The sequence below is a fragment of the Streptomyces spinosus genome, assembly GCF_020400655.1.
In the GTDB taxonomy this organism is placed as follows: Bacteria; Actinomycetota; Actinomycetes; order Streptomycetales; family Streptomycetaceae; genus Streptomyces; species Streptomyces argyrophylli.
In genome coordinates this window covers 89508-111577 of the sequence record NZ_JAINRC010000005.1, presented here as the reverse complement: position 1 = coordinate 111577, position 22070 = coordinate 89508, and the positions used below count along the sequence as shown (strand labels likewise).

General features: G+C 72.5%; 22 protein-coding genes. 10 read left to right on the top strand and 12 right to left on the bottom strand.

Features of this window, described 5'->3' with window-relative positions; all coding sequences use genetic code 11:
* Nucleotides 1–98: 98 nt before the first annotated feature.
* A complete protein-coding gene (locus LG395_RS11700; protein WP_225809317.1) occupies nucleotides 99–1322 on the top strand; it encodes an MFS transporter in 1224 nt (407 codons plus the stop codon).
* Nucleotides 1323–1372: 50 nt separating this feature from the next.
* Here LG395_RS11700 and LG395_RS11695 read toward each other — a convergent pair whose 3' ends face one another.
* Complete coding sequence (locus LG395_RS11695; RefSeq protein WP_171153070.1) at nucleotides 1373–1957, bottom strand: suppressor of fused domain protein; 585 nt, start codon at nucleotides 1955–1957, stop codon at nucleotides 1373–1375.
* 458 nt (nucleotides 1958–2415) lie between these two features.
* Here LG395_RS11695 and LG395_RS11690 point away from each other — a divergent pair, with 458 nt between their 5' ends.
* Both LG395_RS11690 and LG395_RS11685 read left to right on the top strand, forming a co-directional pair.
* Nucleotides 2416–3540, top strand: a complete 1125-nt coding sequence (locus LG395_RS11690; protein WP_171153072.1) for a magnesium and cobalt transport protein CorA — start codon at nucleotides 2416–2418, stop codon at nucleotides 3538–3540.
* A 23-nt stretch (nucleotides 3541–3563) separates the two neighbouring features.
* A complete protein-coding gene (locus LG395_RS11685; protein WP_225809316.1) occupies nucleotides 3564–4079 on the top strand; it encodes a hypothetical protein in 516 nt (171 codons plus the stop codon).
* Nucleotides 4080–4122: 43 nt separating this feature from the next.
* Here the strand turns inward: LG395_RS11685 and LG395_RS11680 are convergent, their stop codons facing one another.
* Nucleotides 4123–4857, bottom strand: coding sequence for a hypothetical protein (locus LG395_RS11680; protein ID WP_263982478.1), 735 nt, complete (start codon nucleotides 4855–4857; stop codon nucleotides 4123–4125).
* Nucleotides 4858–5095: 238 nt separating this feature from the next.
* On the opposite strand from LG395_RS11680, the gene LG395_RS11675 reads away from it, so the two are divergent.
* The 3 genes from LG395_RS11675 to LG395_RS11665 are packed head-to-tail and all read left to right on the top strand — an operon-like array spanning nucleotide 5096 to nucleotide 8166.
* Complete coding sequence (locus LG395_RS11675; protein WP_225809315.1) at nucleotides 5096–6385, top strand: magnesium transporter MgtE N-terminal domain-containing protein; 1290 nt, start codon at nucleotides 5096–5098, stop codon at nucleotides 6383–6385.
* On the top strand, nucleotides 6375–6989 hold the full coding sequence (locus LG395_RS11670) for a DUF1003 domain-containing protein (RefSeq protein ID WP_225809314.1): 615 nt from the start codon (nucleotides 6375–6377) through the stop codon (nucleotides 6987–6989). Before LG395_RS11675 ends, LG395_RS11670 begins: the two co-directional genes overlap by 11 nt.
* Before the next feature lie 43 nt (nucleotides 6990–7032).
* The gene (locus LG395_RS11665) at nucleotides 7033–8166 is read left to right on the top strand and encodes an Mrp/NBP35 family ATP-binding protein (protein WP_225809313.1); all 1134 of its coding nucleotides are present in this window, start codon (nucleotides 7033–7035) and stop codon (nucleotides 8164–8166) included.
* 81 nt (nucleotides 8167–8247) lie between these two features.
* On the opposite strand, the gene LG395_RS11660 is transcribed toward LG395_RS11665, so the two are convergent.
* The gene (locus LG395_RS11660) at nucleotides 8248–8649 is read right to left on the bottom strand and encodes a hypothetical protein (protein ID WP_225809312.1); all 402 of its coding nucleotides are present in this window, start codon (nucleotides 8647–8649) and stop codon (nucleotides 8248–8250) included.
* Nucleotides 8650–8827: 178 nt separating this feature from the next.
* Between LG395_RS11660 and LG395_RS11655 the strand changes: the two genes are divergently transcribed.
* Entirely contained in the window at nucleotides 8828–11449 is a 2622-nt protein-coding gene (locus LG395_RS11655; protein WP_225809311.1) for a DUF6185 family protein, read from the top strand.
* 41 nt (nucleotides 11450–11490) lie between these two features.
* Here LG395_RS11655 and LG395_RS11650 read toward each other — a convergent pair whose 3' ends face one another.
* The 5 genes from LG395_RS11650 to sigE form a co-directional block, all read right to left on the bottom strand.
* Nucleotides 11491–12156: a hypothetical protein gene (locus LG395_RS11650; RefSeq protein WP_225809310.1), complete on the bottom strand. Its 666-nt coding sequence runs from the start codon at nucleotides 12154–12156 to the stop codon at nucleotides 11491–11493.
* Between the two features lie 250 nt (nucleotides 12157–12406).
* Nucleotides 12407–12862: a sec-independent translocase gene (locus LG395_RS11645; RefSeq protein WP_171153089.1), complete on the bottom strand. Its 456-nt coding sequence runs from the start codon at nucleotides 12860–12862 to the stop codon at nucleotides 12407–12409.
* Nucleotides 12863–12946: 84 nt separating this feature from the next.
* Nucleotides 12947–14887 (bottom strand): trypsin-like peptidase domain-containing protein, encoded by a 1941-nt coding sequence (locus LG395_RS11640; protein WP_225809309.1) that lies wholly within the window; start codon nucleotides 14885–14887, stop codon nucleotides 12947–12949.
* Between the two features lie 131 nt (nucleotides 14888–15018).
* The gene (locus tag LG395_RS11635) at nucleotides 15019–16047 is read right to left on the bottom strand and encodes a zf-HC2 domain-containing protein (protein ID WP_225809308.1); all 1029 of its coding nucleotides are present in this window, start codon (nucleotides 16045–16047) and stop codon (nucleotides 15019–15021) included.
* The gene (gene sigE, locus LG395_RS11630; protein ID WP_171153093.1) at nucleotides 16044–16760 is read right to left on the bottom strand and encodes an RNA polymerase sigma factor SigE; all 717 of its coding nucleotides are present in this window, start codon (nucleotides 16758–16760) and stop codon (nucleotides 16044–16046) included. Before sigE ends, LG395_RS11635 begins: the two co-directional genes overlap by 4 nt.
* 233 nt (nucleotides 16761–16993) lie before the next feature.
* On the opposite strand from sigE, the gene LG395_RS11625 reads away from it, so the two are divergent.
* The gene (locus LG395_RS11625; protein WP_308071244.1) at nucleotides 16994–17692 is read left to right on the top strand and encodes an O-methyltransferase; all 699 of its coding nucleotides are present in this window, start codon (nucleotides 16994–16996) and stop codon (nucleotides 17690–17692) included.
* An 84-nt stretch (nucleotides 17693–17776) separates the two neighbouring features.
* Here the strand turns inward: LG395_RS11625 and LG395_RS11620 are convergent, their stop codons facing one another.
* Nucleotides 17777–17944, bottom strand: coding sequence for a DUF3117 domain-containing protein (locus tag LG395_RS11620; protein WP_018544333.1), 168 nt, complete (start codon nucleotides 17942–17944; stop codon nucleotides 17777–17779).
* Nucleotides 17945–18315: 371 nt separating this feature from the next.
* Between LG395_RS11620 and chcB the strand changes: the two genes are divergently transcribed.
* Nucleotides 18316–19119, top strand: coding sequence for a 2-cyclohexenylcarbonyl CoA isomerase (gene chcB / locus LG395_RS11615; RefSeq protein WP_225809307.1), 804 nt, complete (start codon nucleotides 18316–18318; stop codon nucleotides 19117–19119).
* Nucleotide 19120: 1 nt separating this feature from the next.
* On the opposite strand, the gene LG395_RS11610 is transcribed toward chcB, so the two are convergent.
* Nucleotides 19121–19708 carry a DNA-3-methyladenine glycosylase I gene (locus tag LG395_RS11610; RefSeq protein ID WP_225809306.1) on the bottom strand — a complete coding sequence of 196 codons (588 nt, stop codon included), beginning with the start codon at nucleotides 19706–19708 and terminating at the stop codon, nucleotides 19121–19123.
* On the bottom strand, nucleotides 19705–20070 hold the full coding sequence (locus LG395_RS11605; protein ID WP_225809305.1) for a DivIVA domain-containing protein: 366 nt from the start codon (nucleotides 20068–20070) through the stop codon (nucleotides 19705–19707). The genes LG395_RS11610 and LG395_RS11605 overlap by 4 nt, the downstream gene beginning before the upstream one ends.
* 138 nt (nucleotides 20071–20208) lie before the next feature.
* On the opposite strand from LG395_RS11605, the gene folP reads away from it, so the two are divergent.
* Nucleotides 20209–21069, top strand: coding sequence for a dihydropteroate synthase (gene folP / locus LG395_RS11600; RefSeq protein WP_171153101.1), 861 nt, complete (start codon nucleotides 20209–20211; stop codon nucleotides 21067–21069).
* Nucleotides 21070–21239: 170 nt separating this feature from the next.
* Here folP and LG395_RS11595 read toward each other — a convergent pair whose 3' ends face one another.
* Entirely contained in the window at nucleotides 21240–21998 is a 759-nt protein-coding gene (locus tag LG395_RS11595) for an LOG family protein (protein WP_171153103.1), read from the bottom strand.
* Between the last annotated feature and the right edge of the window lie 72 nt (nucleotides 21999–22070).

Genomic DNA, 22070 nt, shown 5'->3' with positions numbered 1-22070 from the left:
ATGCCCCGCCCGGCGCGATAGATGCACCTTGCATTAATTAGCAGACCTAACTTACTATGTGCATAACCCAACTATCTACGTGAGGACGGGAGAAGCACATGGACCCCCTCGACGCGGGAGCCGGCGGCATCCTGCGACAGCCCAAGGCGGTCTGGGCCACGGCCGGCGCCTCCGTCGTCGCCTTCATGGGCATCGGTCTCGTCGACCCGATCCTGCCCTCGATCGCGCAGGGCCTGCACGCCACCGCCAGCCAGGTGTCCCTGCTCTTCACCTCGTACTTCCTGATCACCGCCGTCGCGATGCTGCTGACCGGCTTCGTCTCCAGCCGCATCGGCGGCCGCAAGACCCTGCTGCTGGGCCTCGCCTTCGTGGTCGTCTTCGCCGGCCTGGCCGGCACCTCCGGCTCCGTCGGCCAGCTCGTCGGGTTCCGGGCGGGCTGGGGGCTCGGCAACGCCCTCTTCGTCTCGACCGCCCTCGCGGTGATCGTCGGCGCGGCGGCCGGGGGCAGCGCGGCCGCGATCCTGCTCTACGAGTCCGCGCTCGGCCTCGGCATGGCCTGCGGCCCGCTGCTCGGCGCGGTCCTCGGCAACATGAGCTGGCGCTACCCGTTCTTCGGCACGGCCACACTGATGGCGATCGGCTTCCTGTGCATCACGGCGTTGTTGAAGGAGCAGCCGAAGCCGGCCCGGAAGACCTCGGTCCTCGACCCCCTCAGGGCGCTCGGCCACGGCGGCCTGGCCTCGGCGGCGGTCTCGGCGTTCTTCTACAACTACACGTTCTTCACGGTGCTGGCCTTCACGCCGTTCGTGCTGAACATGACGCCGTACCGCTCGGGCGCGGTCTTCTTCGCCTGGGGTGTGCTGCTCGCCGTCTTCTCGGTGATCGTCGCCCCGCGCATGCAGGCCCGGTTCGGCTCACTCAAGGTGCTCGGCGGCTCGCTGGTGCTGCTCGCGGCGGACGTCCTCGTGCTCGGCTACGGCGGCCACACCGCGGCCGTCGTCTGCACGATCCTGTCCGGTGCCTTCATCGGCGTGAACAACACGGTCTACACCGAACTGGCCCTCGGGGTGTCGGACGCGCCGCGCCCGGTGGCGAGCGCGGGCTACAACTTCGTCCGCTGGTTCGCCGCCGCCGCGGCGCCCTACTTCGCGCCGAAGATCGAGGAGTGGACCGACATCCACGTCCCGTTCGTGGTCGCGGCCGTCACGGCGGTGCTGGGCGCCCTCGTGGTCGTCGTCCGGCGCGCGGCCCTCACGCACGAGGCGGAGGAGCTGGAACCGAAGCACGCGACCGAGGACGGGGTCGGTGTCTTCGCCAACTGACCGGATCCGGCCTTGTGTTGGTGAGATCCGTCACGCACGGCGGTGCCGGTTCAGCCCAGCGGGACGGATCCGCGGGCGGGGTCCCGCAGGTCCGTCCCGTGTCCGAGCCAGCGCTCCTGGAGGGCCTGGGCACCGTGCACCCGTTTCCAGGCGGCCTCGTTCGGGGTCATCGGCAGCAGCGGCAGGAACCGCACCGGGTCCATCGGGGCGTCCAGCTCCAGGTCCTCCACCAGCCCGCCGGGCTCGCCCACCAGCACGGAGGTGAAGGGGGCGCCCGGCCACAGCGGCTCACCGACGTCCAGCGAGGCACCCGGGGTCACCACCAGCCCCTCCACCTGGGGAGTCGCGGCGAGCACGGCGAGCGGGCGGAGCACCTTGTCGGTGTCGGCGAGGCCCGCGCGGACCGACAGGACCAGTTCGGCGCGGGGGCCCTTGACCGGGTCGGCGAGCACCGCCGTGGGGTCCGCCATGGGGTGCAGGGACATGCCGAGGGTGGCGTAACGGACGACGTCCCCCTCCTGGAAGCGGAGCACCTCGATGCGGTCCGTGCCGAGGAAGGTGACCGCGGCGCGGGCGTCCGGCTCGCCCAGCGCGGTGGTCAACCGGGCCTCGACCAGAGGAAGAACATCAGCCATGCGCCGAGCATAGAACTCGTCAGCAGCGGGCAAAGCGGCGCCTTGACAGTACGGGCGGCTGGTACTCTGAGCCGGTGGTTCGGGGCCAGCACGCCGAAGCGTGCCGTCGGGTCCCGACGCCGATGGGACTCCCTTACGAGGGACCGGCCGGAGGAGGTGGGGCTGTCATGGATCGAAGTCGACCGTGCAGTACCACTCGCTCTTCCGGCTGCTGATGTAGTTACCGGCTGGCCGCCGCCTTCCCTTGCGCTCCGTCGTTCGGAAGAGCACTTCGTTTCGCTTTGCCTGATCTGTCTGACCTGAATCAGTTCTGCGTCAGCAGCGAAGTCGCCACCGTGACGGTGCGGTGCTCCCCGCTTTGTGGACGTGCCAAACACACGCACTCAGGACGTCCCCATTCCGGGTAGTTCCACCCGTCGCCGCGTGCCCTCGCTGCCCGCCCGCGAAGGAGCCTGCCCATGTCGATGATCCGTGACCTGCGTGCCGTGGTCCGCCCGTCGTCCCGTGTCTCGCTGCGCAAGGACACGAGCACGTCGTACGACGCCACCCGCGCCCCCGGCTCGCCCTCGGCCGTCGTCGACTGCGCCGTCTACCGCGACGGCGCCCGTGTGCAGAGCCCGGGGCCGCTCAGCCCGCAGGAGGCGATGCGGCTGGTGCGCCGCGACGGCGGCTTCGTCTGGATCGGGCTGCACGAGCCGACCGAGGCGGAATTCGCCGGTATCGCGAGCGAGTTCGGACTGCACCCGCTGGCCGTCGAGGACGCGGTGCAGGCCCACCAGCGGCCGAAGCTGGAGCGCTACGACGACTCGCTGTTCACCGTCTTCAAGACCATCCACTACGTCGAGCACGACCGGCTCACCGCCAACAGCGAGGTCGTGGAGACCGGCGAGGTGATGTGCTTCACCGGCCGGGACTTCTTCATCACCGTCCGGCACGGCGGCCAGGGCTCGCTGCGGGCCCTGCGGCACCGCCTCCAGGACGACCCGGAGCTGCTCGCCAAGGGCCCCTCGGCCGTGCTGCACGCCATCGCCGACCACGTCGTGGACGGCTACATCGCGGTCGCCGACGCCGTCCAGGACGACATCGACGAGGTGGAGACCGAGGTGTTCTCACCCGGCCGCCGGGGCGGGGTCTCGCGCGGTGTGGACTCCGCGCGGATCTACCAACTCAAGCGCGAGGTGCTGGAGTTCAAGCGGGCGGTGGCGCCGCTGCTGCGGCCGATGCAGCTGCTGAGCGAGCGGCCGATGCGGCTGGTCGACCCGGACATCCAGAAGTACTTCCGGGACGTCGCCGACCACCTCGCCCGGGTCCAGGAGCAGGTGCTGGGCTTCGACGAACTGCTGAACTCCATCCTCCAGGCCAACCTCGCGCAGGCCTCCGTCGCGCAGAACGAGGACATGCGCAAGATCACCGCGTGGGCGGCCATCATCGCCGTGCCGACGATGGTCTGCGGGGTGTACGGCATGAACTTCCAGTACATGCCCGAGCTGCACTGGAAGTACGGCTACCCGGTGATCATGGGCATCACGGCCGCGCTGTGTGTCGGCATCCACCGCACGCTGAAGCGCAACGGCTGGCTGTGAGCGGCCTGGTTAGGCTGGGGCGCATGACAAGCGAGCTGCTCGACCGGGCCCTCATCGAGGAGGCCGCGAAGAAGTCCGGCCTGATCTGGGTCAGGGGCGCCGGGGCCCCGGCCGCGCGTGCGCTGTGGCACGTGTGGCACGAGGGCGCGGTGTGCGTGGTCGGTGACGGGCCCGGTGAGCAGCCGCTGGAGGGACTCGCCGACGGCGGCTCCGCCGAGGTGAGCGTGCGCAGCAAGGACAAGGGCGGCCGGCTGGTGACGTTCACGGCGGCCGTGTCCGAGCTGGCGTCCGGCTCGGCGGAGTGGGAGGCGGCCGTCGCCGAGCTGAAGGGCAAGCGGCTGAACGCCCCCGACGGCGAGCGGATGCCGGCCCGCTGGGCCCGCGAGTGCCGGGTGCTCCGCCTGGCACCGACCGGGCAGCCGGCTCCGCTGCCGGACGGAAGCCTGGCGCAGCGCCCGGTCACGACGCCGGCGACCACCCGCGGACCGGTACCGGCGGGCCTGCCGAAACTGTTGCTCAGACGCCGGAAGGGCAGGTGACCGGCCGCCCCCGCGGCGAGCGTCCCGCGACCCCGCCGCCCCCCTACGACGTCGGCAGCTGCCTGCCGTAGTCCACCGTCTCCGACTTGGCCGGTTCCTCGACGGTGAAGTTCTTGCCCCAGTCGGAGAAGCGGAGCGTCCCCGCGTCGCCGGCGCGGACCAGGCGCAGCGGGTAGGGCGTGCCCTGGAGGGACACGTCCAGCGTGCCGCCGGCGCCCTTGTCGCCGGTGATGCGGATCGTGCGGGTACCCGTCCCGTCGGTGTGGTGGCCGTCCGTCGCCAACGTGCCGTGCAGCGTGAGGAGACCGTCGAGGAGGACGTCCTTGTCCGTGAAACCGCTGAACTTCTTGTACGAGGGATCCCCCTGCGGCACCTTCACGTACTTGCCGTCCAGCTTGCCCGCGGCGCCGTCGCTGCCGTCGGCGTGGCTCCAGAAGCCCGCGTCGGCCTTGAGATACAGCTCCTCGCCGATCCGCAGCAGCTTGAAGGTCGCCCCCTGCGAGGTCACCGACCCGGTCCCGCCGGCGTCCTTGAGCCGCATGTCCAGCCGGTACGTACGGCCGCTGGAGACCACGGTCCCGGCCAGCCGCACGGCAGACGCCGCCTCCGCCGCCGCCCGCGTCTTCGCCTGGATCCTGTCCGCGGGCAGCTTGCCCACCCCGTTGGTGCCCGCGTCCGGGTCGTCGCCGCCGCACCCCGACAGCACCATCGCTCCCGACACCGCCAGGGCGCAGGTCGCGGTCAGCAGCGCGGTCCGGCGGGCACGGCCCCGGGGCATCGCAGTCACGGGTGGGATCGCCTTCCTGACGGTTCCTGAGCGGCGTACCGCAGCGTACCGGTGCCCCGGCCGCCTGGCGGAGCCAGTCCGTCCGGACCCCCCACCAGGGCGTATCCGAGCGGTACGGGCTAGCCTGAAGCGCACCCGCGCGGGCAAATCCGAGCAAATTCCACCCACAGCAGTCCTCAGCGACTCCCAGGCAGATTCCCAGCGACTCCCAGGCAAAGGAAGCAGAGCCATGGCAGCCGGCGCCCCCCGGATCTTCGTCTCGCACCTCGCCGGGGTCCCCGTCTTCGATCCGACCGGCGACCAGGTGGGTCGCGTCCGCGATCTGGTCGTCATGCTGCGCGTCGGACGACGGCCCCCGCGCGTCCTCGGACTGGTCGTCGAGCTGTCCACCCGGCGCCGTATCTTCCTGCCCATGACCCGGGTCACCGGCATCGAGTCCGGCCAGGTCATCACCACCGGCGTGGTCAACGTCCGCCGGTTCGAGCAGCGGCCCACCGAGCGGCTGGTCTTCGGCGAACTGCTGGACCGGCGCGTGACGCTGGTGGAGACCGGCGAGGAGGTCACCGTCCTCGACGTCTCCGTGCAGCAGCTGCCCGCCCGCCGGGACTGGGAGGTCGACCGCGTCTTCCTGCGCAAGGGCAGGAAGGGCGGCGCCTTCCGCCGGGCGAAGGGGGAGACGCTGACCGCCGAGTGGTCGGCCGTCACCGGGTTCTCGCTGGAGGAGCACGGACAGGGCGCCGAGAGCCTGCTCGCCACCTTCGAGCAGCTGCGCCCGGCCGACCTCGCCAACGTCCTGCACCACCTCTCCGCGAAACGGCGGGCCGAGGTCGCCGCCGCCCTGAACGACGACCGGCTCGCCGACGTGCTGGAGGAGCTGCCGGAGGACGACCAGATCGAGATCCTCGGCAAGCTCAAGGAGGAGCGCGCGGCGGACGTGCTGGAGGCGATGGACCCGGACGACGCGGCCGACCTGCTCGCCGAACTGCCCGAGGCGGACAAGGAACGGCTGCTGAGCCTGATGCAGCCCGCCGACGCGGCCGACATGCGCCGCCTGATGTCGTACGAGGAGCACACGGCCGGCGGTCTGATGACGACGGAGCCGATCGTACTGCGGCCCGACGCGACCGTCGCCGACGCGCTCGCCCGCGTCCGCAACCCGGACCTGTCCCCCGCCCTCGCCGCCCAGGTCTACGTCTGCCGCCCGCCCGACGAGACCCCGACCGGCAAGTACCTGGGCACCGTCCACTTCCAGCGGCTGCTGCGCGACCCGCCGTACACCCTGGTCAGCTCGCTCGTGGACGACGATCTGCAGCCGCTGTCCCCGGACGCGGCCCTGCCGGTCATCGCCGGGTTCTTCGCCACGTACGACATGGTGGCGGCGCCCGTGGTGGACGAGTCCGGGTCGCTGCTCGGCGCGGTGACCGTGGACGACGTACTGGACCACATGCTGCCCGACGACTGGCGGGAGACCGAGTTCCACCTCGATCAGGGAGAGGAGGCGCCCACGCATGGCTCCTGAGCGCGAGACCGCGACCCGCGAGCGCCATCCGGTGGGCGCCACGGCCGCCGGGCGGCCCCGGACCACCCGGCTGGACCAGCCGCGCGCGCCACGCCGCCGGATCCTGCCCGAGTGGGACCCGGAGGCCTTCGGCCGGCTGTCGGAGAAGATCGCCCGCTTCCTGGGCACCGGACGCTTCATCGTCTGGATGACGGTCGTCATCATCGTGTGGGTGGTGTGGAACGTCGCCGCGCCCCGCCACCTGCGCTTCGACGAGTACCCGTTCATCTTCCTGACCCTGATGCTGTCCCTCCAGGCGTCCTACGCGGCCCCGCTGATCCTGCTCGCGCAGAACAGGCAGGACGACCGGGACCGGGTCAACCTGGAGCAGGACCGCAAGCAGAACGAGCGGTCCATCGCCGACACCGAGTACCTGACCCGGGAGGTCGCCGCCCTGCGCACGGGCCTGGGCGAGGTGGCCACCCGCGACTGGATCCGCTCCGAGCTGCAGGACCTGGTCAAGGAGCTGGAGGAGCGCCGCCGTCACGACGGGCACCCGGGCCACGTCGTATTCCCGGCGGAACGGGCGGAACGGCCGCCGGGACGTGACACAGACGACCGCTGAGGGGCATCCCGGACGCCCCTCGGCGCGCCGTACCATCGTCCTTATGGCTACGGAAGACGCGGTGCGCGAGGCACTGGCGACGGTGAACGACCCCGAGATCAACCGCCCGATCACCGAACTCGGGATGGTCAAATCGGTGGAGATCGGCGCGGACGGAGCGGTCGCGGTCACCGTGTACCTGACGGTGTCCGGCTGCCCGATGCGCGACACCATCACGCAGCGCGTCACCGAGGCGGTCTCCCGGGTCGAGGGCGTGACCCGCGTCGGCGTCACGCTGGACGTGATGAGCGACGAACAGCGCAAGGAGCTGGCGACGGCCCTGCGCGGCGGCCAGGCCGAGCGCGAGGTCCCCTTCGCCAAGCCGGGCAGCCTCACCCGGGTCTACGCGGTCGCGTCCGGCAAGGGCGGCGTCGGCAAGTCCTCGGTGACGGTGAACCTGGCCGCGGCGATGGCGGCCGACGGCCTGAAGGTCGGCGTCGTGGACGCGGACATCTACGGCCACAGCGTCCCGCGCATGCTGGGCGCCGACGGCCGGCCCACCCAGGTCGAGAACATGATCATGCCGCCGTCCGCGAACGGCGTGAAGGTCATCTCCATCGGCATGTTCACCCCGGGCAACGCCCCGGTCGTCTGGCGCGGCCCGATGCTGCACCGCGCCCTTCAGCAGTTCCTGGCGGACGTCTACTGGGGCGACCTGGACGTCCTGCTGCTGGACCTGCCGCCCGGCACCGGCGACATCGCGATCTCCGTCGCGCAGCTGGTCCCGAACGCCGAGATCCTGGTCGTGACGACCCCGCAGCAGGCGGCGGCCGAGGTGGCCGAGCGGGCCGGCTCGATCGCCGTGCAGACCCATCAGAAGATCGTCGGCGTGGTCGAGAACATGTCCGGCCTGCCCTGCCCGCACTGCGGCGAGATGGTCGACGTCTTCGGCACGGGCGGCGGCCAGATGGTCGCCGAGGGCCTCACCCGCACGACGGGCGCGTCCGTTCCCGTCCTCGGCAGCATCCCGATCGACGTCCGCCTCCGCGAGGGCGGCGACGAGGGCAAGCCGGTCGTCCTGACCGACCCGGACTCCCCGGCGGGCTCCGCGCTGCGCGCGATCGCCGGCAAGCTGGGCGGGCGGCAGCGGGGGCTGGCGGGGCTGTCGCTGGGGATCACGCCGAAGAACAAGTTCTAGGTCTGCCACGCCGAAGGGGCGTCGTCCTCAACGGACGGCGCCCCTTCGCCGTGCCCGGCGCCCTGGGCGTGCCCGGCGTCCTCAACGGCCGTCGTGGTCGTCCGCGCGCCCGGGGCAGAGGTCGAGCGTGGTGCACAGCATGATCTCCTGGAAGGAGCCGCCCGCGGACCCGTCGCCCGGCTCCTGGCCGGCATGCGGCACGAACCGCCACTGCGACGCTTTGGCGTGCCGTGTCCCGTCCGCCTTCTCGACGTGGGCGTGCAGTGTGCGGGCCACGGGGTCGTTCGTCTCCACCAGCACTTCACCGGCGCGGAGCGGGAAGTGGTCGTGCAGCAGGCAGAGTCCGAACCGGTCCAGATTCCCGTGCCTGGCCAGCACCGCCACCAGATCCTCGACGAACTCGGCGTCCTCGGGCCCCAGTCCTTCTGCCTCCTCGAACCGGGGAAGCGGAGTGCGCGGGACGCCCGTTTCGATGTCGGTCATGGGTCCTCCGTCAATCGACTGACGGTCACCGGGTTTCCATTGTCGGACGCCCGACCAGCCCCCGCAAATGCCACCGGCACGCCCAAGCAGGTGTGTGACGGCACTCCGCCGTGTGTCCGAGCATGACATGTACAACGCTTTGTCTACATTCGCCGGGACAGGGAGAGGTGGCGGCCCTATGGCGATGACTCGGTGGTGGCGGCTGCTGCTGCCACTCCTGGTGCTGGCGGCGTGGGCCGGGGGGTGCGGTCCGGCCCAGGCGCGGCAGCGCGATGCCGGTACCGACTGCATGTCGGACGGCCTCAGGGGAAGCGCCGTCAGCGCCACCCTGCGGCTGGAGCAGCACAAGCGCTCGACTCCCCGGCTCACGTCCGACATGACGGTACGGGTGCCCCTGCGGTGGCCGCACGCCAGGCATCTGACGTTCGGTGAGAAGTCCCCGCAGTACCGCCAGGCAATGCGCTGCCTGCTGCTCGGCGACGAGGTCCCCGGGGACCGGAGCGAATGGCGCGCCCACGACCCGGTGGTGACCGCCACCGATACCGCGGTCACGGTGCGCTACGTCGCCTACAACTGGATCACCTCGGAGAATCCCGTCCTCGTGGGTCCCTGGCAGGTCATCCCCACGGGCAGGACCTGGATGGTCTACCTGTGGCCGCCGACGCTCCAGACCGTCCGGTGGCAGCGGATCGAGGTCGATCTGGGCGGCCTCAGCTTCAACGACCTCGTGGAACACGCGTCGTTGTCCACCGAGAACCACCTGGTGTGGAAGAACACGCTGCCCGACGAGGTCCAGGTGGAGGTCGATCCACCGTGGCAGCGCCTGCTGCCGATGAAGCTCGGTCAGTCGCTCTGGGCCACCGCGGGCATCGCCTCGTGGTGGGTGTGCGCCTCGATCCTGATCGTCGTGGCCGCACTCCGGGCCGAGCCCGCCGAGGCAGCGACCGGGCCCGGAGCGGCACGGCGGCCGGAACCGGACGAGGAGGCCCAGCGGTCCACGGCGGACGCCCCGGACGCCGTCTCCGGACAGGACGTCAGCTTCACGCGCACGCTGCTGGAATGGGCCGGCCTGAGCGCCGGGGTCGCTCTGGCACTGCTCCTGTTCGTCCCGCAGGACCGGTTCTCCCCCCGGTCGCACGCCCTCCTGTGCATCCCCGCGGGCGTGGCCCTGGTCTTCGCCGCCCGCCCGTGGAGCCCGGGCGCCTCCCGGACCCTGGCCGGCGCCGGACCGGACGCGCCGGACCGGCCGGCGGACAGCCGGCGTCGTCAGGCACTCGCCGTCATGGCCGCCACGTGTGCGGTGGCGGGCACCGGCCTGCTGGTGATCGTGGCCCACGACGTCTTCGGACTTCCCGCGGGCCTGGGGGCGAAGACGACGACCGCCTTCGGCCGCTTCGGGCTCGCCCTGCTGGGACTGGTGACCGTGTGGCTGTGGCTGGCCGCGATGGCCGCCTGGGCCTGGCGCTTCGTACGCGAAGGAGGACTGCTCCACGGGCGGCGCTGGACCAGGTGCTGGGACGACGACCCGGTCCGGTGCGTGGCCGTGGCCGGAAGCCTGCTGGCCGCCGTCGCCGTGGCCCTCTTCGTGTGCGCCTGGTGGGTGAACGAACGACGGTGGAAACGCGTCAACTGGCTCGCCGAGCAGCCCGACCCCGCCGCTCACGACGCGGCCCTGAGCCAGATGTTCGCGAACTTCTTCTACACCGACCTGCGATGGCTCTTCGCCTACAGCTGGGTGCTGACGGGAATCGCCCTGCTGGCCCTGCTGCGCTTCCGCAGCCGAGCGACCGGGGCACCCGGCCACCAGGGACACGAACGGTTCCCGCTGGGGCCGAGCAAGCCGGATCTCCTGCTGACCGTCTCGCTGTTCGCCTTCTTCGTCGGCGTCCGGGCCGCGCGGTTCGCCGGAGCCGGCGCGCTGTACGGCGTCTGGCTCGGCCTGAACATCCTCGCCCTATACGCCCTTCTCGCCCTGGGGCGGCGGTGGTCCGTGCTGAGCCGGCTGGGGGAGCCCTTTCGCAGGGTGCGGCTGGGCGGCGAGCGGGACAGGAGCGAACTGCTGGAGAAGGCCCGCCAGTACCGCAACGCGAACCACCAGATGCACCTGCTGAACCAGGGTCACGCCGGCCAGGTGACCGGCGAGCAGTTGGAGGAGAAGCTGAACCAGCTGCACCAGTGGGTGGTCACCGCGTACGAAGGGGACGACCCGCCGGAGCACATCTCGGTGCTGGACATCGCGCTGGCCTGGGGACCGGAAGGACACTGGTGGTCCAACGCGGTTCGCGCGGCGCGTCTGGCGTTCTGGTTCGGGACGCCGGCCACCGCCCTGCTCGTCTACTACGAGGCCCAGGACTCCTACGCGCGGCAGCAGGCCCTGTACTCCCCGATCGGCCTTCCGGAGTTCATCGCGGACCTGGTCCTCTACCAGCTGGGGTGGGCGGTCGCCGGCTTCACGCTGGGCGCGCTGTGGCGTCTGCTGCCCGGGCACCGCAGCCAGGGGCGGGCCTGGCTCCTCACGGCCGCCTACGGCATTCCGGCGGTGCTGGCCGCCGCGCTCATCCACCTGATGGACACGGACCCCCGCCAGCTCCTCCTGTACGCCGCGCTCCTCCTCGCCGTCCTGACGCTCACCAGCGTCTGGATGGACCTGGCGACGTTCCAGCGGGAGCGCAAGTACTGGCCCAGCGGTTTCGGCCTGCTGCTGTCCATCCACCAGCTGCACGGCCTGTCCGTCGGGGTCACCTGGATGCTGGCCCAGCTCGTGGCCATCGTGACGATCTTCAAGAGCCTGACCCACTGAACGCACGAGCCGGCCCGGGCGGCGCGCCCGGGCCCGGCCCGTCAGGCGTAGGCCGCGATGTCCTTGATCACCGAGAAGCCGAGGCCGTACGCGCTCATCCCCCGGCCGTACGCGCCCAGGTGGACCCCCGCCTCCGTGGTGCCGGCCAGTACCCAGCCGTACTCGGACTCCCGGTAGTGGAACGAGGCGGACACCCCGTCGACGGGAAGGGAGAGCCGGGACCACTCCGGGCCCTCCAGATCGTCGGCCAGGGCCCACGCCGTCTCCGTCTGCTGGTCCAGCCAGTCGTCCCGCAGACTGTGGTCCATCTGCCCGGGCCAGGTGAACGACAGCAGCCCCACCCCGGCCAGCCACGCCGCCGAGGACACCGACGTGGCCTCCAGCAGCCCCGTGCCGTCGGCGCTCCGCCGGGACGGCTGCGCGGCGACGGTGACCACGACCGCGAACTTCTCCCGGGGCTCACCGGCGGAACCGGTCTCGCCGCGCACCGAGGGCTCGTCGCCGTGCCCGATCGAGCCGTGCTCGACGGCGCCGTCGGCGGCCGTTCCGACCTGCATCAGCCAGCGCGGCCCCGTGAACGCCTCGTCGAGCCCGTACCACGGGAAGGGCGCCCGCAGGTAACCGTCGACCGTACGCCGGCCGGAGGGGAGTTGCTGTCCGCCCTCCGCGGCCGGCACCTGCGCGCCCACCCGACTCGTCGTCTCCATCTGCCCGGACGCCTCCTCGCTCTCGTCGGACCGGGGTGGCCCGCCCCCCATTCGGGCGTACGCGTCCGGTCCGCACAACAACTCGGCAGCATATCCACACCGTGGAAGGCAGCAGGGCAGGCGCTGGACGCGTGGGTCGCGCGTACGGCCTGTACGGGTCGTGAACGACGGGCCCGCGCTATGAAACGCGTCACGTGCGCGGCGTACACACGCGCGCGTGTCGGCGGGCGGTTAGCGCTGGTGGCCGCGCCTACGTGGCGTCCGCGTCGAAGGGCGGGCGCTCGTCGTCCCCGGGCGTCTCGGGCTTCTTGGTCATGTCCACGCGCCCGCCGGAGGGCGACGAGGACGACGGGGAGGAGGAAGAGGGCGAGGCGGAGGCACCGTCACGGCCGTGGACCGCGTCCGTGACCTCCGCCATCTCCTTCTTCAGGTCGAAGCCGTTGCGGATCTCCTTGAGCCCCAGCTCGTCGTTGTCCAGCTGCTTGCGGAGGAACGTCTTGGGGTTCAGATCCTCGAACTCGAAGTCCTTGAACTCGGGACCCAGTTCGGCTCGGATGTCGTGCTTGGCGCTCTCGGAGAACTCGCGGATCTTCCGGATCGTGCGCATCACGTCCTGGATGACCTTCGGGAGCTTGTCCGGACCGAAGACGAGCACGGCGAGCACGATGATCGTCACCAGCTCCAGTGGTCCTATGTCATTGAACACCTGACGCTCCTTGCGATGTCCTCGGTCGCTCAACGGTACCCGGCGTTCCTGTCCGACCGGTACCGTCCCGAGGTGAGACTTCCGTCAGTTCTGCTCCGAAGCGCCCAGCACGAGTGACACCTCCCGCTCGGTGCCGTCACGCTCGACCGTCAGCCGCAGCCGGTCCCCCGGCCGGTGGGCGCGGATCTTGACGATCAGCTCCTCACCGGTGTGGACGCGCTCACCGCCGACCCCGGTGATGACGTCGCCCGCCCTGAGCCCGGCCCGCTCGCCGGGGCCGCCCCGGGTCACGGCGGGACCGCCGTTCGCGCTCTTGCTGTCGACGCGGGCGCCGTCGCCGGTGTAGCCCATGTCGAGGGTGACGCCGATGACGGGATGCGTGGCGCGGCCGTCGTCGATCAGTTCCTCGGCGACGCGCTTGGCCTGGTTGACGGGTATGGCGAAGCCGAGACCGATGGACCCGGCCTGGCCGCCCTCGGCCTCGGAGCCGCCGCCGGCGGAGCGGATGGCGGAGTTGATGCCGATGACCTGGGCCCGGGAGTCGAGCAGCGGACCGCCGGAGTTGCCCGGGTTGATGGGGGCGTCGGTCTGCAGCGCGTCGACGTACGACACGTCGCTGCCGTCGCTCTTCTCCCCGCCGGCGGTGATCGGCCGCTCCTTGGCGCTGATGATGCCGGAGGTGACCGTGTTGGCGAGGTCGAAGGGGGCGCCGATGGCGACGACCGGGTCGCCGACCTGGACGTCGTCGGAGTTGCCGAGGGGCAGCGGGGTGAGCCCGTGGACGCCGCGCACCTGGACCACGGCGAGGTCGTAGCCGCTGTCCCGGCCGACGACCCTGGCCTTGACGGTGTCGCCGCTGCTGAACGTCACGGATATCTCGCCGCCCGTCCCGGCGGGCTCGACCACGTGGTTGTTGGTGAGGATGTGCCCCTCGGCGTCGAGCACGAAGCCGGTGCCGGTGCCCGCCTCGGCGGCCCCTCGCACGTGCAGCGTGACCACGCTGGGCAGGGCACGGGCCGCGATCCCGGCCACACTGTCCGGCGCGCGGCCGGCCGGCACGCTTCCGGCCTGCGGCAGCCGTACGCCATCGCCGAGGCCCTCGCGCTGGACATAGGCTCCGGCGACCCCGCCGACGCCCGCGGAGAACAGGGCGACGACCAGGGTCCACGCGAACAGCATGCGCCGCGCGCTCCTCTTGCGCTGCTGCTCCGTCGGCACGGCCTCGCCGGTCTGCTGGAGCGGCCCCCGGGCCGGCGCCTGCTCCTTGGCGTAACCGGCGGCCCAGGGGTCGTACCGGCTCCAGGGGCCGGTCCCCTGCGGGTCGGTGCCCTGCGGGGCGGTGCCTTGCGGGGCGGGGCCGGGAGAGACGGGGGCGGTGGGCGCCGGGGCGTGGGCGGCCGGGTGCGGTACGGGCGCCGCCGGCGGTGGAGCCGTGGGCGCGGACACGGCCGTTCCGTGCGCCGGGGTCGCCGCCGGGTGCTGCACCGGCGGCGCGGGCGCCCAGGGGCCGGGCCGGCCGTACGGCGGGGTGCCGTAGGGGTCGGGATCGTGCAGCGGCCCGGACCGCTCGGCGGGGCTCGCCCAGGCGGTCTCTCCGGCCGCTACGGCGTCTGAACCGACGCCTCCTCGCATATCCCCCCGGGTCTCTCCACCGGCGCCTTCCCGGAACTCGCCACCGGCATCACTCCGGCTGTCGCCACCGGCGCCTCCCCGGCTGTCGCCACCGGCGCTTCCCCGACCGTCTCCTTCGGCGCCTCCCCGGCTGTCGCCACCGGCGTCTGCGTGGACGGCCGGCCCTGTTCCTCCGCCGGCCTCGGCCGCGACGGCTTCCGCCGAGTCCGTGCCGTGGGTCTCCCCTCCGCCCGCGCCCACCGGTGGCCGCGCCGGCCTGGCCAGTTCGAAGTCGCCGTCGGACCCGGTGGCATCCGGCGCGGCGCCCCCGGGCGCCCCGGTCCGGCCGGCCGGTGCCGGCCCCGCCGCTCCCTCCGGTCCGTTCACCGGCGGGACACGGTTCCCCTCGTTCATGCTCTCCCCACGGCTGGGCCGCGACCGCGCGCTGCCGCGGTCACGGAACGTCGTCCACCGCCCCGGGGCATCGCCGCGGGAGCGGTCTCACAGGATTCAACCAGGTTCGCGGGCCGGGGCGCGGTGGCCGGTCAGGGCGACCGGTGGGGCACTGCGGGCGCGGTGGGAGCGGTGGGAGCGGGGGTGGTGTCGGGGACGGGGGCGGACAGCAGGCCGGAGCCGGTGACCCCGGGGGCGGTGGACCAGTCGCCGAGCGGCAGGGCCACGGTCTTGTCGAGCTTGCGTATCAGCGGGGAGACGGCGGCCACACCGGCCAGCATCGGCGCGGTGACGGGGCGCACCGGCTCGGTCCGGTCCTGCCCGGCGGCCGGGACCGGCCCTCCGGGCAGCAGCGGCGCGGACAGGGTGGTCGGGGCCGGCGCGAGCAGCGCGCCGGCCTGGCCGAGCAGCGGCCCCACCTGGCGCCGGCGCTGGCTGTCCGGTGTGGCCGCGCCTGAGCCGGCGCCGGCCGGGCGGGCCGGGGTCACGTTGCTGCCGGCGCCGGTGCCGCCGCGGGCGTCCGTGGTCGAGTCGCCGGGCAGGGAGGTGGTCACGCCGCCGAGGGCGACCGCGGCCAGCGACACCGCGCCGGCGGCGGCGAACGCGAACCGCAGTCCGCGCGAGGCGGAGCGGCCGTCGTCGGTGCGGCCCACGGGGTGGATGCGGAAGCCACGGTCCTCGGGCGCGGCGACCCGGTCCGCGCGGGCCGGGAGGAGGCCGGGGACGCGGGCGGGGACGTAGCCGAACGGGAGGCGCTCGCCGCGACTCACCCCGAACGGCCCGGGGCCGTCGGTCGGTCCGGCGGCGGGGCCGCCGCCGAGGAGTCCGCCCCCGGGTGACGGCGTGCCGCCGCCGTCCGGGTCACCTCCCCCGGGCAGGCCCTGGAGGCGGGCCAGGAAGCTCGCCGAGGGCGGGGGCGGGGCCGCCTCCGCGAACGCGTTCTTCAGCGCGCGCTGGGCGTCCGCCTCCGCCTTGCACCGGGCGCAGGTCGCCAGGTGCGCGAGGACGCGCTCACGCGTCTCATGACCGAGCTCTCCGTCCACGAGGGCGGAGAGCCGGTCTCCCAGGTGCTGCTCTGCGAGGCGCGCCTCCTCGACAGGTTTCGGCCGAGATCCACTCACGCGGTCGCGCCCCCTCCTCCCAGAGCGGGGACACGGGGGGTCAGGAAGGAGCGCCGCTCGGCCGCGCGGGCCTCCGGGGAGCGGTGCGCGAGGGCCTTGCGGAGCTGGGAGCGGCCGCGGTGGATGCGGGAGCGGACCGTGCCGAGCTTCACGCCGAGGGTCGCGGCGATCTCCTCGTACGACAGGCCCTCGATGTCGCACAGCACGACGGCGGCGCGGAACTCGGGCGCGAGGGTGTCGAGGGCCTGCTGGACGTCGGCGTCGAAGTGGGCGTCGTTGAAGAGCTGCTGCGGGGTGGGCTCCCGGCTGGCCAGGCGGTCGGCCGCGTCCTCGCCGAGGGCGTCGAAGCGGATGCGCTGCTTGCGCCGGACCATGTCCAGGAAGAGGTTCGTGGTGATGCGGTGCAGCCAGCCCTCGAAGGTGCCCGGCGAGTACGTCGACAGCGAGCGGAAGACACGGACGAAGACCTCCTGGGTGAGGTCCTCGGCGTCGTGCTGGTTGCCCGTCAGGCGGTAGGCGAGTCGGTAGACCCGGCCGCTGTGTGTGCTGACGATCTCCTCCCACGCGGGCGGAGTCCACGCCTGCCCGTCCGCGTCGGTGGCGAAGGTCGCGGTCTGGGTCTCGCCCGTGGCGAGGCCGGCGGCGTGGCTGTCGGCAGCGGTGTCGGTCACGGATTTCGGCCTGCCCGCCGACCCGAGGAAGCGCCGCAGCACTCCACCCCGATCCCCGGGCGCGGCCGCACCTCCCCTGTCGGCTCTGGTGGTGTCCAGTGGAGCCCCTACCATAGCCACCTCGCCCGTTAGCTCCGGATAAGCGGTTTTACGAGAATTTGATACACGCTGACACGGCTCGTGCGGCTGCGTCACCAGTTGCTCGGCGTCCTGCTCCACCCTGGCCCCCCGTCGCGTCCCCGGTCACCGGCTCATCCTTCTAAACGCCCGGTCCCATCTGCGGGTTCCCGGCGCCAACGGATACAGTCACGCCCAGGCAACCGCGGGGACAGGAGAGGGTCATTACCGGCAACCGGCAGACGAGCTGGGCGTTCGCCGACGCCTTTGTCGCCGAGGACGAAGCGCTGCGCTGGGCCCGCGACCGGGCCCGCGAGGCAGGGCTGCGCTCGGTGTCGCCCAGCACGGGCGCCGCGCTGCGACTGCTCGCCGCCTCCGTGGACGCGAAGGCGGTCGCGGAGATCGGTACGGGCTGCGGGGTGTCCGGCATCCATCTGCTGCACGGGATGCGGCCGGACGGGGTGCTCACCACGGTGGACCCGGAGCCGGAGCACCAGCAGTTCGCCCGGCAGGCCTTCCGCGTCTGCGGCTTCGCCAGCAACCGGGCCCGCTTCATCCCCGGCCCCGCGCTGGACGTGCTCCCGCGTCTCGCGGACGCCGGCTACGACCTCGTCTTCTGCGACGGGGACCGCCTGGAGTACCCGGACTACCTCGCTGAATCGTTGCGTCTGCTGCGGCCGGGCGGCCTGGTGGTGTTCGAGGGCGTGTTCGCCAACGGCCGTACGGTCGACTCCGGGCCGCAGCCCACCGAGGTGCTGCGGCTGCGCGAGCTGCTGCGCACCGTACGGGAGAGCCAGGAACTGGTCCCCTCGCTGCTGCCGGTCGGCGACGGCCTGCTGTGCGCCGTCAAGCGCTGAGGCCGCGCCGGGGGGTGCGAAGACGCGGCTGCCCCGGCACCGCGTACGATGCCGGGGCAGCCGGAAGGACTGGTCGCTGGGGCGTCAGACGACGACCTTCTTGAGGGCGTCGCCGAGCGCCTCGGCCTCGTCAGGGGTCAGCTCGACGACGAGTCGACCGCCGCCTTCGAGCGGAACGCGCATGACGATGCCCCGCCCCTCCTTGGTCACCTCGAGCGGGCCATCACCCGTCCGCGGCTTCATGGCCGCCATGCTCGTTCCCCTTCCTGAAACCAGCTCATCGTCTGCCGACGGCCCCACGGGGCACCCGCCATCCGGAACGGACACGCGACACCGGCATCGAACACATTGCTTCCAGGCCATTATCCCGCATCGCAGGACCCGATGACCAACATCAGTCGGCATCGCTTGGGCAACGCGCGCGAGCAAAACCACCCAATTCGGCGATGTGGCTGCGATACTGCGCCCCCGCACGACGATCCGCCGACGGATTCCGCTCCGGTTTTCTTTGACGCAGGTCACACGACCGGTCCGGCCCAGGGACGGCGATCTCCGCCATGCTGTCCTCAGACATGGACGTACTGAGCGGTACGTCACCCGCCGCGAAGCAGAGGGGATGCGCCATGGCCGACACCGTGCTCTACGAGGTGAGCGACGGACTCGCGACGATCACGCTGAACCGCCCCGAGGCGATGAACGCGCTGGACATCGCGACCAAGGTCGCCCTCCGGGAGGCGGCGGAATCGGCGGCCGGTGACACGGCCGTGCGGGCGGTCCTGCTGACCGCCGCCGGAGACCGGGCGTTCTGCGTGGGCCAGGACCTCAAGGAGCACATCGGGCTGCTGGCCAGTGACCGGGAGACCGGGTCCGGGCAGACGATGACCACGGTCAGGGAGCACTACAACCCGATCGTGCGGGCGCTCGCCGGGGCGCCGAAGCCGGTGGTCGCGGCGGTGAACGGCGTGGCGGCGGGGGCCGGGTTCGGCTTCGCGCTCGCCGCGGACTACCGGCTGGTGGCCGACAGCGCCTCCTTCAACACGTCGTTCGCCGGCGTGGCCCTCACCGCCGACTCCGGGATCTCCTGGACGCTGCCCCGGGTGATCGGCCCGAGCCGCGCCGCCGACCTGCTGCTCTTCCCGCGCAGCATCAGCGCCGACGACGCGCTGGAGCTGGGGATCGCCAACCGGGTCGTGCCCCTGGCCGAGCTGCGCGCGGAGGCCGGGAAGGTGGCGCGGGCGCTGGCCTCGGGGCCGACGGTGGCGTACGCGGCGATCAAGGAGGCGGTGGCCTTCGGGCTGACGCACTCCCTGGCCGAGACGCTGGAGAAGGAGGACGAGCTGCAGACCCGGGCGGGGCGCTCCGAGGACCACGCCATCGCCGTCCAGGCGTTCGTGGACAAGGAGAAGCCGAAGTACCTGGGCCGGTAGCTCAGCGGGCGTTCCTGGCCACGCACGTCTCCAGGTGGTCGTCGACCAGGCCGCAGGCCTGCATCAGCGCGTACGCCGTCGTCGGGCCCACGAATCTGAGTCCCCGCTTCTTCAGGGCCTTGGAGAGGGCCGTCGACTCCGCGGTCACCGCCGGGACGTCCGCGAGGGTCTTCGGGGCCGGGCGGGTGGCCGGGTCGGGGGCGTAGGACCAGATCAGCTCGTCCAGCTCGCCCGTCGGCCAGTCGGCGAGGACGCGGGCGTTGGCGAGGGTGGCGTCGATCTTGGCCCGGTTGCGGATGATGCCGGGGTCGGCGAGCAGCCGGTCGCGGTCGGTCTCGGTGAAGGCGGCGACCTTCTCGATCCGGAAGCCGGCGAAGGCCGCGCGGAAGCCCGGGCGGCGGCGCAGGATCGTGATCCAGGACAGGCCCGACTGGAAGGCCTCCAGACTGAGCCGCTCGAACAGGGCGTCGTCGCCGTGGACCGGGCGGCCCCACTCCTCGTCGTGGTACGCCACGTAGTCGGCGGTGGACAGGGCCCACGGGCAGCGCAGGGCGCCGTCCGGCCCGGGAACGGCCGCTGGGGTGGTCATCGCTGCTCCTCCGGGCCCTCGCCGCGGTCGGGCTGTGCGGGGCGCGCGTGCGCCGCCGCGGCTCTCGCGCCGGCCAGCGCGGACTCCAGGTCGGCGATGCGGGCGTCCCGCTCCGCCAGTTCCGCGGCGAGCCGGCCGAGCGCGTCGTCGACGTCGGCCATGCGGTAGCCGCGCGGGGCGAGGGGGAAGCGCAGTCCCTCCACGTCCGCTCGGTCCACCGGGCGGTCCGCGGGGAGGGGGTCGTGGAGCCGCTCGGGCGCCACCTCGGGCAGCGGGGTACTCTCCCCGCCGCCCACCACGGCCAGGGTCACCGCGGCGACCACGACGGCCAGCGCGACGACCAGGAACAAGAACATCACCATCGCCTCAAGGGTCCCCACGCTCGTTACCGGACGCTGTGCCGGAAGCCGGAACTGTCAGGGTCCGATCGTGCCATGCGCCTGCGACAGTTAGGGTCGCAGGCGGCGCACTGCGGAACGTACTAGGAGAGGTCACAGCGGATGCTCAGGCTGGGCAGGCGGGAATTCGGGCCGCACGAGCCGGTGATCATGGCGATCGTGAACCGGACGCCGGACTCCTTCTACGACCGGGGAGCCACCTTCCGCGACGAGCCGGCCCTCGCACGTGTGGAGCAGGCGGTGGCCGAGGGCGCCGCGATCATCGACATCGGCGGGGTCAAGGCCGGGCCCGGCGAAGAGGTCACGGCGCAGGAGGAGGCGCGCCGGACGGTCGGCTTCGTCGCGGAGGTGCGGCGGCGCTTCCCCGACGTGGTCATCAGCGTGGACACCTGGCGGGCCGAGGTCGGCGAGGCCGTGTGCGAGGCCGGCGCCGATCTGCTGAACGACGCGTGGGGCGGGGTCGACCCGGGCCTCGCGGAGGTCGCGGCCCGCCACCGGGTGGGGCTGGTGTGCACGCACGCCGGGGGCGCGCAGCCGCGTACGCGTCCGCACCGGGTGACGTACGACGACGTCGTGGCCGACATCCTGGACGTGACCGTGGGGCTGGCCGAGCGGGCGGTCGCGCTCGGTGTGCCGCGCGAGTCGGTGCTGATCGATCCCGGGCACGACTTCGGGAAGAACACGCGGCACAGCCTGGAGGCGACGCGGCGGCTGGACGAGATGGTGGCCACGGGGTGGCCGGTGCTGGTGTCGCTGTCCAACAAGGACTTCGTCGGGGAGACGCTGGACCGGCCGGTGAAGGAACGGCTGCTCGGCACGCTGGCGACGACCGCCGTCTCCGCGTGGCTGGGGGCGCGGGTGTACCGGGTGCACGAGGTGGCCGAGACCCGGCAGGTGCTGGAGATGGTGGCGTCCATCGCCGGCCACCGCGCCCCCGCCGTGGCGCGCCGGGGACTGGCCTGACCGGCGGCGCACGGCCCTGACGGCCTGCGCCCGGCCTGCCGGTCGGCGCCTGGCCTGACGGCCGGGGGGCTGAGGCTCCTGGGCGTCGCTCCCGGCCCACCCGGTGCCGGCGCCCAGGGTCTTCCGCTCGGACCAGGCCGAGCCCGGCGCGATCCGGACGAGAGGCCCTCCTAGCGGGCCGCCTCCTTGGAGACCAGGGCGACCGCCTCGTCCACCTCGTCCGTCACGTGGAACAGCAGCAGGTCCTTCTCCGCCGCCTTGCCCTGGGCCACCAGCGTGTTCTTCAGCCAGTCCACCAGGCCGCCCCAGTACGCGCTGCCGAACAGGACGATCGGGAACCGGGTGACCTTCTGGGTCTGGACCAGGGTCAGCGCCTCGAAGAGTTCGTCGAGGGTGCCGAGGCCGCCGGGGAGCACCACGAAGCCCTGCGCGTACTTCACGAACATCATCTTGCGGACGAAGAAGTAGCGGAAGTTCAGGCCGATGTCGACATAGGGGTTGAGCCCCTGCTCGAAGGGAAGTTCGATGCCGAGGCCGACCGAGACGCCGCCCGCCTCGCACGCCCCCTTGTTGGCCGCCTCCATCGCTCCCGGGCCACCGCCCGTGATGACCGCCCAGCCGGCCTGCACCAGCCCCCGGCCGAGCCGCACGCCCGCGTCGTACTCCGCCGAGTCCACCGGGGTCCGCGCCGAGCCGAACACGCTGATGGCGGGCGGGAGTTCGGCGAGCGTGCCGAAGCCCTCGATGAACTCCGACTGGATCCGCAGGACCCGCCAGGGGTCGGTGTGGACCCAGTCCGTGGGGGCTCGCTCGTCCAGCAGCCGCTGGTCGGTGGTGCTGGCCGTCACCTGGCCCCGCCGTCGGAGGACCGGTCCGAGCCGTTGCTCGTCCGGCGGCTGCTTCTTCCCCTCGGGGTTGCCGGTAGGCATGTGCGCTCCCTCCGCTTGCCGGTAGTTCGATCTCAGACTAGGTCTACGCGGGTTACGGCGGGGGGACCCGCG

Excerpts from the sequence above, each read along its gene's own strand:
- LG395_RS11700 (WP_225809317.1), top strand. The coding sequence starts at position 99 with ATGGACCCCCTCGACGCGGGAGCCGGCGGCATCCTGCGACAGCCCAAG.
- LG395_RS11695 (WP_171153070.1), bottom strand. The coding sequence starts at position 1,957 with ATGGCTGATGTTCTTCCTCTGGTCGAGGCCCGGTTGACCACCGCGCTG.
- LG395_RS11690 (WP_171153072.1), top strand. The coding sequence starts at position 2,416 with ATGTCGATGATCCGTGACCTGCGTGCCGTGGTCCGCCCGTCGTCCCGT.
- LG395_RS11685 (WP_225809316.1), top strand. The coding sequence starts at position 3,564 with ATGACAAGCGAGCTGCTCGACCGGGCCCTCATCGAGGAGGCCGCGAAG.
- LG395_RS11680 (WP_263982478.1), bottom strand. The coding sequence starts at position 4,857 with ATGCCCCGGGGCCGTGCCCGCCGGACCGCGCTGCTGACCGCGACCTGC.
- LG395_RS11675 (WP_225809315.1), top strand. The coding sequence starts at position 5,096 with ATGGCAGCCGGCGCCCCCCGGATCTTCGTCTCGCACCTCGCCGGGGTC.
- LG395_RS11670 (WP_225809314.1), top strand. The coding sequence starts at position 6,375 with ATGGCTCCTGAGCGCGAGACCGCGACCCGCGAGCGCCATCCGGTGGGC.
- LG395_RS11665 (WP_225809313.1), top strand. The coding sequence starts at position 7,033 with ATGGCTACGGAAGACGCGGTGCGCGAGGCACTGGCGACGGTGAACGAC.
- LG395_RS11660 (WP_225809312.1), bottom strand. The coding sequence starts at position 8,649 with ATGACCGACATCGAAACGGGCGTCCCGCGCACTCCGCTTCCCCGGTTC.
- LG395_RS11655 (WP_225809311.1), top strand. The coding sequence starts at position 8,828 with ATGGCGATGACTCGGTGGTGGCGGCTGCTGCTGCCACTCCTGGTGCTG.
- LG395_RS11650 (WP_225809310.1), bottom strand. The coding sequence starts at position 12,156 with ATGGAGACGACGAGTCGGGTGGGCGCGCAGGTGCCGGCCGCGGAGGGC.
- LG395_RS11640 (WP_225809309.1), bottom strand. The coding sequence starts at position 14,887 with ATGAACGAGGGGAACCGTGTCCCGCCGGTGAACGGACCGGAGGGAGCG.
- LG395_RS11620 (WP_018544333.1), bottom strand. The coding sequence starts at position 17,944 with ATGGCGGCCATGAAGCCGCGGACGGGTGATGGCCCGCTCGAGGTGACC.
- chcB (WP_225809307.1), top strand. The coding sequence starts at position 18,316 with ATGGCCGACACCGTGCTCTACGAGGTGAGCGACGGACTCGCGACGATC.
- LG395_RS11610 (WP_225809306.1), bottom strand. The coding sequence starts at position 19,708 with ATGACCACCCCAGCGGCCGTTCCCGGGCCGGACGGCGCCCTGCGCTGC.
- LG395_RS11605 (WP_225809305.1), bottom strand. The coding sequence starts at position 20,070 with ATGGTGATGTTCTTGTTCCTGGTCGTCGCGCTGGCCGTCGTGGTCGCC.
- folP (WP_171153101.1), top strand. The coding sequence starts at position 20,209 with ATGCTCAGGCTGGGCAGGCGGGAATTCGGGCCGCACGAGCCGGTGATC.
- LG395_RS11595 (WP_171153103.1), bottom strand. The coding sequence starts at position 21,998 with ATGCCTACCGGCAACCCCGAGGGGAAGAAGCAGCCGCCGGACGAGCAA.